Source organism: Bifidobacterium aesculapii (genome assembly GCF_001417815.1).
Classification (GTDB): domain Bacteria; phylum Actinomycetota; class Actinomycetes; order Actinomycetales; family Bifidobacteriaceae; genus Bifidobacterium; species Bifidobacterium aesculapii.
Map to the genome: position 1 here is coordinate 17151 of NZ_BCFK01000020.1, position 17360 is coordinate 34510.

The 17360-nt window shown below is 65.3% G+C and carries 9 protein-coding genes; 8 read left to right on the forward strand and 1 reads right to left on the reverse strand.

All coding sequences use genetic code 11. From position 1 onward, the window contains the following. Window positions 1-174: 174 nt before the first annotated feature. The 4 genes from BFAL_RS02305 to BFAL_RS02320 all read left to right on the forward strand — a co-directional run bounded on the left by BFAL_RS02305 (window position 175) and on the right by BFAL_RS02320 (window position 10949). Window positions 175-1956, forward strand: a complete 1782-nt coding sequence (locus BFAL_RS02305) for a proline--tRNA ligase (protein WP_055426825.1) — start codon at window positions 175-177, stop codon at window positions 1954-1956. Between the two features lie 434 nt (window positions 1957-2390). Then, the gene (locus tag BFAL_RS02310) at window positions 2391-9026 is read left to right on the forward strand and encodes an Ig-like domain-containing protein (protein WP_152973489.1); all 6636 of its coding nucleotides are present in this window, start codon (window positions 2391-2393) and stop codon (window positions 9024-9026) included. A gap of 296 nt (window positions 9027-9322) precedes the next feature. Next, window positions 9323-10177, forward strand: coding sequence for an aldo/keto reductase (locus BFAL_RS02315; protein ID WP_055426827.1), 855 nt, complete (start codon window positions 9323-9325; stop codon window positions 10175-10177). A gap of 4 nt (window positions 10178-10181) precedes the next feature. Next, window positions 10182-10949, forward strand: coding sequence for an HNH endonuclease family protein (locus tag BFAL_RS02320; RefSeq protein ID WP_055426828.1), 768 nt, complete (start codon window positions 10182-10184; stop codon window positions 10947-10949). A gap of 3 nt (window positions 10950-10952) precedes the next feature. Here BFAL_RS02320 and BFAL_RS02325 read toward each other — a convergent pair whose 3' ends face one another. Next, window positions 10953-12338 carry an ATP-binding protein gene (locus BFAL_RS02325; RefSeq protein ID WP_055426829.1) on the reverse strand — a complete coding sequence of 462 codons (1386 nt, stop codon included), beginning with the start codon at window positions 12336-12338 and terminating at the stop codon, window positions 10953-10955. 593 nt (window positions 12339-12931) lie between these two features. Between BFAL_RS02325 and BFAL_RS02330 the strand changes: the two genes are divergently transcribed. The 4 genes from BFAL_RS02330 (at window position 12932) to BFAL_RS10570 (ending at window position 17336) form a co-directional block, all read left to right on the forward strand. Then, window positions 12932-14191, forward strand: coding sequence for an Nramp family divalent metal transporter (locus BFAL_RS02330; protein WP_055426850.1), 1260 nt, complete (start codon window positions 12932-12934; stop codon window positions 14189-14191). Window positions 14192-15261: 1070 nt separating this feature from the next. After that, the gene (locus BFAL_RS02335; protein WP_370696048.1) at window positions 15262-16734 is read left to right on the forward strand and encodes a sugar transferase; all 1473 of its coding nucleotides are present in this window, start codon (window positions 15262-15264) and stop codon (window positions 16732-16734) included. A gap of 94 nt (window positions 16735-16828) precedes the next feature. Further along, window positions 16829-17074, forward strand: coding sequence for a hypothetical protein (locus BFAL_RS02340; RefSeq protein ID WP_055426830.1), 246 nt, complete (start codon window positions 16829-16831; stop codon window positions 17072-17074). After that, entirely contained in the window at window positions 17058-17336 is a 279-nt protein-coding gene (locus BFAL_RS10570) for a type II toxin-antitoxin system RelE family toxin (RefSeq protein WP_082440288.1), read from the forward strand. Before BFAL_RS02340 ends, BFAL_RS10570 begins: the two co-directional genes overlap by 17 nt. Window positions 17337-17360: the final 24 nt, after the last annotated feature.

Below are 17360 nucleotides of genomic sequence, written 5' to 3' on the forward strand. Positions count from 1 at the left end.
TGCGTCGGCTGCGGTCTCGTCATTGGGTCCCCTTCCCCGCGTGCTGTCTCCATTCTCCCACGCGGATGGTGATAATCCAAGACGCAGGGGACGGGCCTGCGCCGTCCGGGCGCGGGGGCTGCCTTGTCGGTTGAGACGAATATCTTGGTGCGTATGACTTCCAAGACGCTTCGTATGTCCACTTTGTTCCTGCGCACGCTGCGCGAGGACCCCGCCGATGCCGACGTCGATTCGGCCAAACTGCTGCAGCGCGCCGGCTATATCCGCAAGGCCGCGCCCGGCATCTGGACCTGGCTGCCGCTCGGTCTGCGCGTCCTCAACAAGATCGAGGACATCATCCGCGAGGAGATCGACGGCATCGGCGCGCAGGAGGTGCACTTCCCGGCGCTGCTGCCGCGCGAACCGTACGAGGCGACCCACCGCTGGGAGGAGTACGGCGACAACATCTTCCGTCTGAAGGACCGTCATCAGGCCGATTACCTGCTCGCGCCGACGCACGAGGAGATGTTCACCCTGCTCGTCAAGGACATGTACAAGTCCTACAAGGACCTGCCGGTCACGCTGTACCAGATCCAGACCAAGTACCGTGACGAGTTCCGTCCGCGCGCGGGCCTCATCCGCGGCCGCGAGTTCATCATGAAGGACGCCTACTCGTTCACCATCGACGAGGAGGGCATGCGCAAGGCGTACTACGACGAGCGCGGCGCCTACGAGCGCATCTTCCAGCGTCTCGATCTGAAGTACGTGCCCGTGTTCGCCATGTCCGGCCCGATGGGCGGCTCCGCCTCCGAGGAGTTCCTCGCGCCGATGCCGATCGGCGAGGACACGTTCGCGCTCGCCCCGTCCGGCAAGGCATGGAACGTGGAGGCGCTGCACACGCCCGAACTGCCCGAGATCGACGCCTCGAACACCCCGGCGATGGAGACCCGCGAGACCCCGGACTCCAAGACCATCGAGGCGCTGGTCGACACCGCCAACCGCCTGTACCCGCGTGAGGACGGCCGCGAATGGACCGCCGCCGATACGCTGAAGACCGTTGCCATCACGGTGATGCACGCCGAGGACGAGGACCATGACAAGCCGTGGCGCGAGGTCGTCGCCGTGGCTGTGCCGGGCGATCGCCAGGTGGATATGAAGCGTCTCGAGGCGCAGTTCGCTCCGTCCGAGATCGAGGAGTCCACTGAGGAGGATCTGAAGGCCCACCCCGAGATGGTGGCCGGATACATGGGGCCGATGGTGTTCGGCAAGCAGGGCGAGGCGGCAGGCGTCGCCGAGCCGGTGCGTTTCTTCGTCGACGCGCACGTCGTCAAGGGAGCCGAATGGATCATCGGTGGCGACGAGGCCGGCAAGCACCGCTTCCACGCGGTCTACGGCCGCGACTTCACCGCCGACGGCACCGTGGAGGCCGTCGAGGTGCGCCACGGCGACATGAGCCCGGACGGCTCCGGCCCGCTGAGCTTCGAGCGCGGCGTCGAGATCGGCCAGGTGTTCCAGCTCGGCCTCAAGTACTCCAACGCCTTGGATCTGAAGGTCCTCGACCAGAACGGCAAGACCGTGCCCGTGTGGATGGGCTGCTATGGCATCGGTGTGAGCCGCGTGCTCGCCTGCATCGCGGAGACCCACCATGACGAGGCCGGCCTCGCCTGGCCGAAGGTCATCGCCCCCGCCCAGGTGCACGTGGTCGCCACCGGCAAGGACGAGAAGGCGTTCGAAGGCGCCGAACAGCTCGTCTCCGAGCTGGAGGCCAAGGGCGTCGAAGTGATCTACGACGACCGCAAGAAGGTCTCCCCGGGCGTCAAGTTCAAGGACGCCGAACTCGTCGGCGTGCCCGTCATCGCCGTGGTCGGCCGCGACTTCGCGAACGACGGCACCATCGAGATCCGCGACCGCGACGGCGGGAACAAGGTGGTCGTGCCGGCCGCCGAAGCCGTCGCCACGCTCCTCGAACGCCTGTGATGCGCACGATCATCCGTGAAGATCATCCGTAAGTAGTGCCGTGGCCCGCACCCCAGCGGGCCACGGCACTGTGCTACCGGCCCAGACGGACTCCAGGAACTTCACAAACAGCAGGTACGGCAGGTGCGAACAGGCGCCATGGCGGCCGAAGAACCGTACATTCCTCCCACCTTCCACACGGCTCTCGTCACGTTGAACGACTCGTAGCCCCATCACCACGGTACACCGGTTGACCACAAGACCTTCCGATGGTACCATGCTCAATGGTACACAGTTGTATCACATGGAAGTACCGTGAATCATCGCTCGGACGGGCAACACCGTTCCGGGTGGATCAGGAGAAGGATCTCGCAATCGCACGCGGGAGGGAGTCAACACCAATGACAGGAAGGCACCAGCAGCCACAAACGGGAAGCGGACAGAGGCCGCCGTCCGTGCACAAGGGAAATCCCGAGACCGGTGCGGTCTCCGGCATGGGCATCGCAGACCGCATCGCAACCCGTCTCGCCCGCATGCCGCGGGCGGCGGTGGGCGTCATTGCGGCGACCGCCACCATGCTCGCCATGCTCGCCGCCGGCACCGCCGCCAACGCCAGGGCCGACGTGACCAACACCTCGCCCAACGCCACGGTCCGTCCCGTGGACAACATGGGCTTCGAGAACGGGCTCGACGGCTGGACTGCCAACGGCGGCGCCACCGCCGCGCAAAGCGGGGCATCGGAGGGGAACGGCTACGCCGAGCTGCCCGCGGGCGCCTCCATCACCCGCACCATCACCGGCATCCCGCAGGGCAGCTACTCCCTCAACCTCAACGTGAAGGGCACGGCAAGCAAGAACACAGCCAACCTCACCGTCTCCAACACGGGCGGCCCGAACTCGGTGCTCAAACTCGACGCCTACCTCAAGCCCGACCAGTGGACCGCCACCGCGCACCGCAACGTGCTCGTCTACAACGGCCAGATGACCGTCACCATCACCGCCGGCGCCGCCGCGCTCGCCGTGGACGGCCTCAACCTCCAGCTCGACTCGGACGATGCCAACACCGTGTCCAACTGGGACTTCGAGCAGGGGCTGGACGGCTGGGACGCCAGCGGCACGGTAAGCATAGACGAATCCGCCGCGGACGCCGGCTCCAAAGCCCTCAGACTCGCAGCCGGCGCCACCGTCTCCCAAAGCGTGAAGGTCGAGCCGCACACCAAGTACGTGCTCACCGCGCGCACCAAGGTCGATCGTCAGGACACGTTCACCACCGAGCCGCACAACAACTGGCGCGGTCAGGACGGCCTGCTCGTCAACCGCGCGTCCACCGGCGACCGCATCAACATCGGCGTGCGCGGCGCGGACGGCGCGGTGATCCGCCAGGCGCCCTCCGGCACCACCGGATACACGCTCGTGAGCCTCGTGTTCACCACCGGCGACTCCGATCAGGTCACCGTGTACGCCAACACCGTGCATGACGAGGCGTACACGAAATCCGTCACCCTGCACCGCACCGAAGGCGCCTACGTGGAGGACCCGTGGACCGGCAACGGCACGGACTCCGCCTGGGTGGACAACATCGACCTGTTCGCCATGCACGACGATGACGTGGCCAAGGGCGCGGACGTCTCCTTCCTGCCGCTCATCGAAGACAACGGCGGCAAATACTTCGCCAACGGCGTCCATCAGGACGCGCTGACCATCCTCGCCAACCATGGCGTCAACTCCATCACCAACATGATCTTCGTGCAGGCGGGCAACGACACCTACACCTCCACCGCCAAGCCGGAGAAGCTCTACCAGTCGTGGAACGGCCCGGACGGCACGCCCATGCCGTACCGCATGCCGCAGGGAGGCTACTTCGACAAGGTGCATTCCGCCGAACTGGGCGTGCGCGCCACCGAACTCGGCATGAGCTACCTGCCGAGCTTCCACTACTCGGACTCCTGGATCAGCGCCGCCAAGGCGTACACGCCGCTCGAATGGCTCAACAAGGCCTATGACGGCACGCTCACCAACTCCGACCTGACCCACATGAAGTCCATCGTGTACAACTACGTGCACGATTTCATGACCACGCTCGTGGACCGCCACGTGAACCTCGCCGGCGTGAAGACCGGCAACGAGCAGGACGGCGGCCTGATCAGGCCCATCGGCCAAGGCAAGTCCAGCGAAGGCCATGCGGCCATCGTCGCCGCCTCCTATGACGCGATCAAGGACGTGGCCCCCGGCATCCCCACCTACGTGCATACCAACAACGGCTACGACGTGGACTACGCGTTCGGCATGTACGAGGGCCTGTCCGCCAACGGCGCCCAGTACGACGGCGAAGCCCATTCCCTGTACGGCGGCCGTTCCAGCGGCAACATCATCAAGTTCGCGAACGCGATGAGCGCGAGCGAGACCCACCGCTGGCGCGACTACGTGAACGTGGAGGCCGGCTACAGCTTCACCCGGTTCAAGGCCACGTTCGACCAGCAGACCTCGCAGATGACCCAGGCCGCCTACGAGGGCAGCCCGAACGGCCAGTACAACTGGCTGCTCGACTACATGCAGGCCCCGCTCGACACCCCCGACCCGTACGGCCGCACGCGCGGCTTCTACTACTGGGAGACCGATTGGATCCCCACGCCGGGCGCCGCCAGCACCGAAGGCGGTTCCGCGGACGTGAACCAGCGCATCATGTTCAACAACGGCGACCCGAACATCAAGGAGATGGGCAGCGCCGAAGCCGGCAAGGCCGGCGACATGATGGACTCCATGTACGCGTACCTGATCCGCGGCGTCGCCAAGACGAAGACCGCGGACGTGACCACGCCGCTGAGCATGGACAACGGCATCGATGACGGCCGCTACGAAGTGACCCCGACCGCGCCCACCGCGATCGCGTTGGAGAACGCCGACCTCCAGCTCACCGCCGGCGGCATGTCCGAACGGCTCAGGCCCACCGTCCAGCCCACCGGCAAGGTGCTCACCGACAGCGTCGTCACGTACTCGTCCGCCGATCCGTCCATCGCCACCGTCTCGCGCCAAGGCTTCGTAACCGGCGTCAAAGCCGGCGAGACCACCGTCACCGCGCGCGTGGGCGGCGTCTCCGCCACGGCGAAGGTCACCGTCAAGCCGGCGGTCGAAGCCGCCGAGGGCGACCTCACCGTGACCGTGGACGGCAAGCAGGTCAAGGACGGCGACGTGGTCGCCGCCAAGGCACTCGGCCGCGTGGACATGACCGCTGCGCTCGCCAAGACCGTGAGCGACCGCCACGCCGTGTTCACCTCGTCCGACCCGTCCGTGGCCACGTTCTTCGGCGAGACCTGGCAGACCGCCAAGGGACGCATGGAGCAGAACACGGACACCGGCTCCACCGTGCAGCTCAATGTGGCGAACGCCGGGCGCACCACCGTCACCGCGGCCTCCTCGGACGGCAAGGCGAAGCTCTCGTTCACCGTGGACGCCACGAAGACGCCCGTCGAATCCGTCACGCTCGACCGGACCGGGCCCATCACGCTCAGCCACGGGCGCAGCGTGAAGCTCGCCGCCACCGTGAACCCGAAGGATGCCACCCTGTACAAGGTCACGTGGAGCTCGTCCAACCCGGACGCGGCGAGCGTGGATCAGGACGGCAACGTCACCGCCGTGGGTAAGGGCGACGCCACCATCACCGTCACCTCGGACGACAACCCGTCCGCCACGGCCAGCGTGCTCGTCCACGCCGTGCCCGTGCAGGTGGAGGGCGTCTCGTTGGGACGCGACAAACTCACCCTCCAGCTGGGAAGCGCGAAGACGCTCGACGTGCTCGTCACCCCGGACGACGCCGACGACAAGTCCGTCACCTGGAAGTCCGATGACCCCGCCATCGCCAGCGTGTCCGACGACGGCACCGTGACCGGCAAGGCGATCGGCGAGACCACCGTCACCGTCACCACCGTCAACGGCGGATTCACGGACAGCCTCACCGTCAAGGTGCAGAAGGACGCGATCGCCGCCACCGGCGTGAAGCTCGACCGTCACGAGGTGTGGCTCAAGTCCGACGCGTTCAGCTCGCAGCCCACCGGCGGCAAGGCCACCGTGCAGCTCACCGCCGCCGTCGCCCCGGACGACGCCACCGAAACCGACGTGGATTGGACGTCCAGCGACGAATCCGTCGCCACGGTCAACGCGTTCGGTGTGGTCACTGCGGTCAGGAGCGGCGTGGCCACGATCACTGCCACCACCAAGGACGGCAGGCACCACGATTCGGCCACCGTATACGTGCCGGTCGCGTCCGAAAGCTTCGACAACCTCGAAGCCGGCGACAACGCCGGATTCGGCAGGTTCGCGAACTACGCCGGCCAGATGGGCGCGAAGGTCGTGGAAGGTTCATCCGGTTCGGCCGGCGATTCGTCCGATTCCGGCCACGTGCTCGAAATCTCCGGCTCCGGCTCCGGCGCGCGCGCCGCGTCCAAGACGTTCGCCACACCCGTCACCGGCGGCGGCGCGGCGTTCGACGTGGACTGGAACGTGGGCTCGCCCGCCGGCTCCAAGGGCGCCTACCTCACCCTCGTGGACGGCGCGAACAACCGCTACCTGAGCCTGCAGACCAACAAGGGCGCCGAACTCGTGTACGCCACCGGCGGCCAGTCCAGCACTAAGGACACCAACACGGAGATCCAAGGCGGCAAGGCCGTGGGCAGCGGATTCAACGCTGGCAACACGTGGTACCACGTGCACGTGGAACTCGACTTCGCCAAGCGCGAGACCACGTTCACCGTGACCTCGATCAAGGATGCGAAGCTCACCGCCACCCACACGGTCCCGTTCGCCGAAGGCGTCGACTACACCGGCGGCCTCGCCGGCGTGCAGCTGTGGGGCACGCGCGGCGCCGGCGTCCTCAACTGGACCACCAGGCTCGACAACCTCGCCGTGTACTCCACCAAGCCCGCCGCCACCGGCGTCACCGTGGACAGCACCAACGTCAGGCTCATCCCCATCAAGGGCACGCTGAGCGCCACCCACCAGGTGAAAGCCCGCGTGCAGCCCGAGGGCTACAGCCAGGACGTGACCTACACCTCGCTCGACCCGGACGTGGTCACCGTCTCCAAGAACGGCCTCATCGCGCCCGCAGCCTACGCCGCGAACCTCGAGGCGGTCCAGCCCGCCAAGGGCACGGTCCGTGTTGCCTCCGCGCAATCGCCCGACGTCCACACGGACGTGACCGTGGAGATCACCAACACGCCCGGCGCCTCCGAGTTCTTCACCGTCACCGATGCCGAAGGCAACGACCTGACCGGCGGCAAGGCCACGCTCGACGCGGGCCGGACTCTCGTCCTCACCGCCAAGAGCACCGGTGGCGACGGCGACGTGCTGCTCGAATCGGCCGAATGGACCACCAGCGCCGCCAAGGTGGCGCAGGTGACCGCCGGCGGGGGTTCCGCCGCGGCCACCGGCACCGTCAAGGCGCTCGCCGGCGGCACCGCCGTCATCCACGTGAAGGCCACGCTGTACAACAGCGACAAGCCGCTCGAAGCGGACGTGACCGTCACCGTGAACGGTGACGCCCCCACCACCGCGGACGGCATCATCGTGACGAAGGCGCCCGCCAAGAGCGAGTACGCGATCGGTGAGGCGTTCGACGCCGCCGGTCTTGAAATCGCCGAAACCGCAGGCGGCAAGACCCTCGGCACGCTCGAGGTCTCCGATTACGAGCTGAGCGGATTCGAATCGAACCTGCCCGGCGCCAAGACCGTGACCGTCACCTCCAAGGCGGCGGACACGGCCGGCAAGACCGCCACGTTCACCGTGAACGTCACCGACCCGAAGCTGCCCGGCGGGAACCTCCTCGCCAACGGCGGATTCGAGAATGACCTCGACTCGTGGACGCCCACGTGGAACAACAAGCAAGGCTCCGTGAAGGTCAAGACCCAGACGAAGGCATCCAACCTGCACGAAGGCAGGAAGAGCCTCGACGCGTGGAACGCCACCGCCATGGACTTCCGGATGGAACAGCAGGTGACCGGACTGGCCAAGGGCTGGTACATGTTCTCCGGCTGGATCACCGGCGACAGCGGCAAGAACGACGACATCCGCCTCTACGCCAAGGACGCCGCCGGCAAGGAACTCGGCACCCCGGTGCGCGAAGCCCTGCCCGGCGAGGTGGACGGCGGCTACGAGTGGAGGAACCCGACCATGGCCCCCGTGTACGTGGGCGAGGACGGCACCGTCACCGTGGGCTTCAGCGTCAAGCAGGACGGCGGCGGCTGGGCCGTGCTCGACGACTTCAGCCTCGTGCGTGTGGCCGCGCCCGATTCCGCCGTGACCGGACTGGCGGTGGTCTCCGCTCCCGCCAAGACCGAGTACGCCAAGGGCGAGGAGCTCTCCACGGACGGGCTCGCCGTGCGCCGGCTCCTGGCCGACGGCACCACCGCGCCGCTGACGGACAAGGACGGCGCGCTCACGTTCGCCGGCTACGATCCCGACAAGCCCGGCGAGCAGACCGTCACCGTCTCGATGGCGGTGGGCGGCGACGCCTCTCACGTGGTCTCCGCCGAGTTCAAGGTGACCGTGAAGGACGATTCCACCGATCCCGATCCCGATCCGGATCCCGATCCCGAGCCGGGCGAAGACAAGACCGCGCCCGTGATCTCCGGCGCCGATGACGTGACCATCACCGTGGGCGACGCGTTCGACCCGCTCGCCGGCGTGACCGCCGATGACGACAAGGACGGTGACGTGACCGACTCGATCACGGTGGACGGCACGGTGGACACCACCAAGGCCGGTTCCTACGAGCTGACCTACACCGCCGTGGACAAGGCCGGCAACAAGGCCAACGTCAAGCGCACCGTCACCGTCAAGGCCAAGGACGGTTCCGGTTCCGGCGGTGACAACGGTTCCGGTGACAACGGGTCCGGCGATAACGGTTCCGGCGATGGACAGCAGCCGTCCGGCAAGCCTTCGGACAAGCCGTCCGGCGACTCCGGTGCGAAGCCGTCCGGCAAGCCCGCCGGCCTGTCCAAGACCGGTGCCTCCGTGGCCGGTGCCGTGGCCGTGGCGGTGATCGCCCTCGGCATGGGCGGCATCACCCTGGTGCTGCGCCGCCGTGGTCTGCTTGGCTGATTCACCCCGGCGGGCTTCCCGGTCCGCTCGGTTGACTAGGCCCGAGCTGCCGCGGTCTGCCGGCTGACCCGGCCGGTCCGGTCCGAATACCCCGACACCCAGTAGGTGCCGGGGTATTCGCGTATTACGAGGTTCTCAGCGGTCAGGTTGCGTCAGGCCCGGCGGAGTTCTGCCGTTGAGACTGCCGGACGTCGGTTTGTGCCGAACCCCGGTTCACCCGCACGCGTGTACAGTGGCATACTGGACGACTCGGAACGCTCGGGAGTCGCAATGGAGTCGCAATAAAGGAGCTGCATATGACCACCTTCCACACGCCCCTCGTCACGTTGAACGACGGGCATCTCATCCCGCAGATCGGCCTCGGCGTGCTGCGCATCGACGACGAGGGCGTCGTGCCCGTCGTCGAGAACGCGCTCGAAGCCGGCTACCGCCACATCGACGGCGCCGCAGGCTACAACAACGAGGCCGGCGTCGGCCGCGCGCTCGCCGCCACCGGCTTCAACACCGGCGAAGCCCGCAAGTCCCTGTGGCTCACCACGAAGCTGCGCGACTCGCAGCAGGGCTACGATTCCGCCCTCAAGGCGTTCGACGATTCCCTCGCCAAACTGCAGGTCGACTACGTCGACATGTACATGATCCACTGGCCCACCCCGTTCGACTGGCGCAGCGGCGAGACGTGGAAGGCGTTCGCCAAGCTGCGCGAAGAGGGCCGCGTCAAGACCCTCGGCGTGTGCAACTTCCTGCCCGAGCATCTCGAACGCCTGCACGAGGAGACCGGCGAATGGCCGGCCGTCGACCAGATCGAACTGCACCCCACGTGGCAGCAGCGCGAGGTCGTCGCCTTCTGCAAGGCGCACGGCATCGCGGTGGAGGCGTATTCGCCGATGGCGCGCGGCGCCGACCTCAACGCGGGCGACGGCACCATCGAGCGCATCGCCGCCGCGCATGGCGTCACCCCCGCGCAGGTGATCCTGCGCTGGCACATCGAGAACGGCACGATCATCATCCCCAAGTCCGTGCACGCGGATCGCCAGCGCCAGAACCTCGACCTGTTCGGCTTCGTGCTCGAACCGGCCGAACACGCGGCCATCGACGCGCTCGACGGCCCGACGCGCGCCGGCCACGACCCGCTCACCTTCACCTACGCGTGAGGCCATGACGCGCAGACGCAGCAGGGGCGGCGCGCGCTTCCGCCGTCGCCTCGTACGCGGGCAACGGTTCGTGGAGCGCGTACTCATCCTCGTCTTCCTCGCCGCGCTCGCCGGTGCGGGCATCGGCCTCGCGCTGCCCGAACTCAGCCCGACCGTCGCGAAGGTGACGGGGGAGACGGCCGCGACCGGGCAGGCCGCGGACGTGCTCGCCGCGCTCGCCGTCGACGACGCGCCGGACGCGTCCGGCTACAGCCGTGACGCGTTCGGCTACCGCGAGACCGACGATGACGGCGACGGCTGCGACATCCGCGAGGACATTCTCGCGCGCGATTTGAAGAACGTCGCGTTCAAGGGCGTGACTGGGCGTGACGCGTGCACGGTGAAGACCGGCACGCTCGACGATCCGTACACCGGCAGGACGATCACGTTCACGCGCGGCGCGCGGACGTCTTCCGCCGTGCAGATCGACCACGTCGTCGCGTTGGAGAATGCGTGGCAGTCCGGCGCGCGCAACTGGGATACGGCGAAACGCTACCGGTACGGCAACGATCCGTACAACCTGCTTGCGGTCGACGGCCCCGCGAACCAGGACAAGGGTTCCGCCTCCGCCGCGTACTGGCTGCCCACGAACGGCGCGTACCGGTGCGGATACGTGGCGCGGCAGATCGGCGTCAAATCGAAATACGGATTGACCGTCACCACCGCCGAAAAGGACGCGATGCTCGCCGTGCTGCACGCCTGCCCCGGTCAGGAGATCCCCGCCGACCAGTGAGTCTCAGCGCTCCGGATTGTCCAGCATCGGCGCGCGCCCAGCGTCGTACTCGCGCAGTAGTCGGCGCAGCAGGAACGCGGTGAAGTACGGCGCGGTGAACACGTGTTCGCTGCTGCCGATGTTGCCCGCATGCAGTTTGACGCCGAAGCGGATCTCCGGGTAGGCGTCCGAGGCGATGAGCGTGCGCATCGATTTCGCCGTGCCCTTGCGCGCCTTCACTTCGACGGGGACCAGCCATTCATGGGTGCGCACGAAGAAGTCCTGCTCCAGCGTGGAATCGTCCTTCTTGTAGTAGTAGAGACCGTAGCCGGATTTTCGCAGCGCCTCGGCGACGATGCTCTCGTACAACGCGCCCTTGTAGACGCCGAGATTGCGGTTCGCGCGCAGGTCATCGCTCGCCTCGTCGTCCAGCATGGCGACGAACAGGCCGGTGTCTCCGAAGTAGATTTTGAACTTGTTCTCATCGTAGTTGCCTTTGAGAGGCAGCTCCGGGTAGGAGAGACACCGGCAGACATTCGCCATGCCGGAGGACTCCAGCCATTCGACGCATCCTCGGTAGTCCTTGAACCTCGCCCCGTGCGCCACTTTGCTGATCTGGAACTTCTTGTTCTCTTTGGCGAGTTGTACGGGGATGTGGTTGAACACGTTGAGGATGCGCGCCTGATCGAGTCCGGAGGCGTATTTGCGGATGTCTTCCTGATAGTCGAGGATGAGCTGGCGTTGCATCTGCAATGTGCCTTCGAAGGTTCCGGTGCGGATGGATGAGGCGACCACGGCGGGCATGCCGCCGAGGATGCAATAGTCAAGGAACAGCGAGGAGTAGGTGCTCATCTCCACTTGGCTGAACGGCTGGACCTTGCATAGGTGGGCGAGCATATCGTCCGCGATTCCGGATTCCCCGGTACCGTCGTAGCCGCGCGCCCACAGATATTCCTCGAAGTCCATCGAATACATCTCGTAGTCGGTTTTGTAGCCTACGCTGTTGCTTTCGATCTGCCGGTAGCCGATGCCGAGCATCGATCCGCTGCAGATCACGTCGTATCTGCCGTCGATGGCGAGGAATTTCAGCGCGGTCGCGATATCCGGGTGCGCTTGGATTTCATCGAAGAACAACAGCGTCTTGCCGGGGATGAACCGTTTCGACGGGTCGATGAGGGAGATGGCGCGAATGACGGCGTCCGCGCCGTAGCCGTCCGTCGTGATGGCGCGGTACTTCGGTTCCTCCACGAAGTTGATCTCCACGGTGTTCGCGTAGTGGCGGCTCGCGAAGTTGCGGATCGTCTCCGTTTTGCCGACCTGCCTCGGTCCTTTGATGATGAGCGGGAGGCGATGCGGATTCGATTTCCACGATTCAAGGAAGATGTCCGCGCTGCGTTTCAGGTACGTCATGCCTCTCCTTTCGTGCGTCCCGCAGGACCGGCGGCGCGTTGCATGGTCTTGTGCGGTCGCGCATGTCTTGCACGGTCTTGAACAGTGTTGCTATGTCAACGATTCTATAGCCTTGCATGCACTTTTATGAGCGAGTTTTCCTGATGCGGCAACATTTTATGAGCGACTTTTCGGATTGATGCCACATTTCATGAGCGAGTCCGGCGGGGTTGCGGCGGGTAACGTGCGTGCGCTATACCGTAGTGCGGTAGTCGGCGAGGGGAGTGCTGCAAGTGCGGAATACGGGTATGCATGATGACGGTTCGCGGGAATCGAACGATAATGCGCGGACGGTGGATGATGACGTGCGGGAGGCGTCGGCGCGGCAGGCGCTGAACGACGACCGCGTGGTCGAGGGGGCGAACGCGACGCATGATCCGACCGTCGCGAAGGCGTTGCGCCGCGGCCGGGCCCAGGGCAAAGGGTATGGGCGAACCCATGCCGTGCGCCGGAACGCCGGCGCGACGGGAGGCACCGGCTACGGCCGGCGGCACAGCGCGGACAAGCACCGCGAGTACGTGCTCGCGGGCGGGCCGGAGCGCGTCGCCTCGGAGATAGAGAAGGAGCGCCAGACCGCGCGTCACGAGGCGGGCGTCGTCCAGCACGGCCATTCGCTGGCGAGCATCCTCGGGCCGGCGTTCGTCGCGGCCGTCGCCTACGTGGATCCGGGCAACGTGGCGGCGAACATCACTTCCGGCGCGCGGTACGGGTATCTGCTCATGTGGGTGCTCGTCGTCGCGAACGCGATGAGCGTGCTCATCCAATACCAGTCCGCGAAGCTCGGCATCGTGACCGGCAAGTCGCTGCCGGAACTGCTCGGATCGCGCATGAGCGACGCCGGGCGATTCATGTTCTTCATGCAGGCGGAGGTCATCGCCATCGCCACCGATCTGGCCGAACTCATCGGCGGCGCCATCGCGCTGAACCTGCTGTTCGATCTGCCGTTGTTCGCCGGCGGCGTGGTGATCGGCATCGTCTCGACCGTGCTGCTCATGTTCGAGGGCGGGCGCACGCACCGTCTGTTCGAGAAGATGGTCATCGCCTTGCTGCTGGTCATCACGTTCGGGTTCATCGCCGGACTGTTCATCGCGCCGCCGGACCCGCACGACGTGCTCGGCGGGCTCGTGCCCCGCTTCTCCACGCGCGATTCGGTGCTCATGGCCGCCTCCATGCTGGGCGCGACCGTCATGCCGCACGCCATCTACCTGCATTCCACGCTCGTCAACGACCATTACGCGGGCGGCGAGGCGCGCCCGACCACGCGCGAACTGCTGCACGGCTCGAAGATCGACGTGTTCTGGGCGCTCGTGCTCGCCGGCACGGTGAACCTCTCGCTGCTGATCCTCGCCGCGAACTCCCTGTACGGCATGAAGGGCACCGATTCGATCGAGGGTGCGCAGCATGCGATCGTGAGCGTGCTCGGCCCGGTGATCGGCACGATCTTCTCGATTGGCCTGCTCGCCTCCTCGCTGAGCTCCACGTCGGTCGGCACGTACGCGGGTTCGGAGATCATGCACGGGCTGCTCAGGATCAAGGCACCGATGTGGGCGTGCCGCGTGGTCACGCTCGTGCCGGGACTCATCGTGCTGTGGTTCGCGCCGAACCCGACCGAGGCGCTGGTCGTCGGGCAGGTGATCCTCTCCATCGGCATCCCGTTCGCCATCATCCCGTTGCTGCGCTACACGCATGACAGGAAGCTCATGGGCGAATACGTGGACGGCATCGTCAAGCATGTGGTGTTCATCGCGGTGGCCGCGCTGATCGTCGCGCTCAACGTGCTGCTCATCGTGCTCACGTTGTTCGGCGCCGCGTGACGCCGGCGTCACGCAGGCGCGTGCAGGCATGTGACATGACCGTCTCACATTTCGGCGTTTCGAGCGAGGTTAACACTCGGTGAACACTCGTGAGTGCGATGCCATCGGCGGTGTTGCAACGATTCGGTGGGTGATTGTCTGATTGCGTGTGTCAGTGCCGATTCCACCCCCAACTGCGGTTTACCGTTTTCACCAGGGTTGAGGGGAGAAGGGCGAAGAATCACAATCCTTGGGAAATGACCGTTGCTGCACGATGGCGCCGGAAAGAGGCCGGGGGGACATCTACCCTCAAACTGAAAAGTCGGCCAAATCACGTTGAGTGCGGAACCACTCAGGCCAAGCAGGCCGCCGAAGACGGAACCGTCTGGTCGAGAGCGGAACCGTCTGGTATCTTGCGCCGTACATTCGTTGATGAATTGACTACCCCCTCAGACCTGCTTTGCGGGCCAGCCTCCCTGACGAGGGGAGCTGAAGAAATGGGATAAACGATTTTACGACGAAGGACACAAACCCGTACTCATCTCTATATATACACTCCGTCCATCGCTATGCCCCTCGCCATGGGGCGTTGCGACGGGTTTTCGTCATTCCGGGGCATCGCGACGCGGGCACAGCCCATCCACCTGACACCTCGAACCGCACGCATCCGCCGCCAGACAGCCTCAGACCGCGCCCATGCGCACTCTGGACGTTACCGTGGTTCCCGCAGCGGTCAACCAGACAAGGACGAACGACTATGGAAAGCACATGGCGCACCTACCGGTGGCCGCTGCGCGTGTACGGGCGCGTCGGGGTCTGTCCGCCGCAAAAGGATGTCCCGGGGGGATGTATGTAATATTCATGTGAAGAAGGCTCTCATTTCGGGGAGAAGACGCATTCACATGGCGGAATCGGATGTGGCGAGCAACAGTCGCGCCGATTGGAGAGGAACGAGGAACAGCATGGCGGCATCGCAGTTCACACAGTCCGAGGAAAGCACGACCGCATTCCCATACGGTGACACGTCCAAAGCGAGGCGGCGCACCGAAGAGCAGCTGAATGATTTGAGAGCCTGGCAGCTGTCGCATGTGATGTACTGGCGGTTCTTCGTGAACCTTGCGCTCGTGCTCGTCGACGCCGCCATGTTCATCATCGCAGGGGCGACCGTGATGCTCGTCTGGCAGCCGTACGACGCGCTCCTGTCCGACCGGTTCCACCTCGACATCGACTTGACCCTGTACCTCGTCATCGCGTCCGTGATCTACGTGTCCTGCCTGAACGGTGTGGGCGTGTACCACCGGCATGTGATGGGCGACGGCTACCAGCTCAACTCGCTGCTGTTCATCGGTGCCGTGCAGACGTGGGTGATGCTGTGCGCGTTCAACTACGTGCTCGACCTGGACGTGTGGTTCAGCACGATGCTGATGATGATGTCCGTCGTGTGGTTGCTCACCATGGTGGAGCGGTTCATCGTGCGTCTGTTCATCACGCACGGGCGCAAGAAGGGCGAATACGCGTACGGCACGGTGATCGTCGGATCGCCGCAGGGCATCGGCCACACGCTGAAGTTCCTCGCACTCCGCCAGCAGTTGAACTACCGGCCGATGGCGGTCTGTCCGATCGCCCTCGACCCGGCGACCGGTGCGGTCCTTCCCGACACGGACCGGGAGGCGCTCCAGCGCGAGGTGCTCGCCAACTGGGGGGCACAGCTGCCCGTGCTCGAATACGACGACCACACGCTCGCCGAACAGATGGTCGACATGAACGCGCAGACCGTGATGGTCTCCGACGTGCTGCGCCGCTACTCGGACAACTACAACATCTTCTCCGTGCGCATGGAGTCGCTGGGATTGGAGATCGCGATGGTCGCCTCCGCGGCCGACACCTCCAACCATGAGATTCAGGTGCGCTCCATCCAGGGCACGACCATCATCACGCAGCGGCTCGCCCAATACACGCCGGCCACTCGCTGCATCAAGCGCGTGTTCGATCTGGTCGTCTCCACGCTGGCGATTGTGCTGTCCCTGATTCTCACCGTGCCGGTCGCGATCGCCATCAAGGCGACCGACGGCGGCCCCGTGTTCTACAAGCAGAAGCGCATCGGCCTGCGCGGCAAACCGTTCCAGATGATCAAGTTCCGTTCCATGGTGGTCAACGCGGACGAGCTCAAGGCGAAGCTCGCCGCCGAGACCGGGCAGAAGGACCGTTTCATCTTCAAGATGAAGAACGATCCGCGCATCACCAAGGTGGGTCATTTCATCCGCCGCTTCTCCATCGACGAGCTGCCGCAGTTCCTCAACGTGTGGCTGGGCGACATGTCCGTGGTGGGGCCGCGCCCACCGCTGCCCGAGGAGTACGCCCGCTACAACAAGCTGTACGCGACCCGCATGCTCGTCAAGCCCGGCATCACCGGCCCGTGGCAGGTGTCCGGCCGGTCCGACCTGAGCGCCGAGGAGAGCGAGGCCTTGGACGTGGCATACGTGCAGAACTGGTCGATTCTGGGCGACATCGTGCTCATGTTCCGCACCGTCGGTGCCGTGCTGAGCCACAAGGGCGCGTACTGATTCGCGTGTGCTGATTCTCCGCCTGGCCGCGCCATGGTGCATAGCGTGTCTTCATATTCAGGGGATACGCTGAAACCACTAGTGAAAGGGAGGCATGGTCATGTCCAGTGCGATTATCAACGTTCCTGTCGATATGGACGTGCTGTACGATGCTGAGCGTGATTCGCGTGATAGCGGTGTGACGCTTGTCGAACGTTTACAGAACGTCATAGCCGAGTGGGCTCAGGCCCGTGAAGATGCGGATGATCTGGCGGCGCTTCAGGACGCCATGGCACATGATGACGGAACCCGGTATAGCGCGGATGATGTCGATAGGATGCTGGATGGCATGGAGGCTTGAGTATACGAAGGCTGCCGTACGGCAGTTGCGCAAGATGGGGCCTGTGGATAGCAAGCGGATTCGTGATTGGATGCGTAAGCATATCGATGGTTGTGATGATCCTCGGGCGCATGGCAAAGGGCTGACTGCCAATTTATCGGGCATGTGGCGTTACCGTGTCGGCGATTGGCGTGTTTTGGCGCATATCGACGATGGTGTGGTCACTGTCGTGGTGTTCACGATTGAGCATCGTAGCGAGGTCTACAGGGTCAAACGCCATTAGCCGGCAAAGGGCACTTGGGGTCGA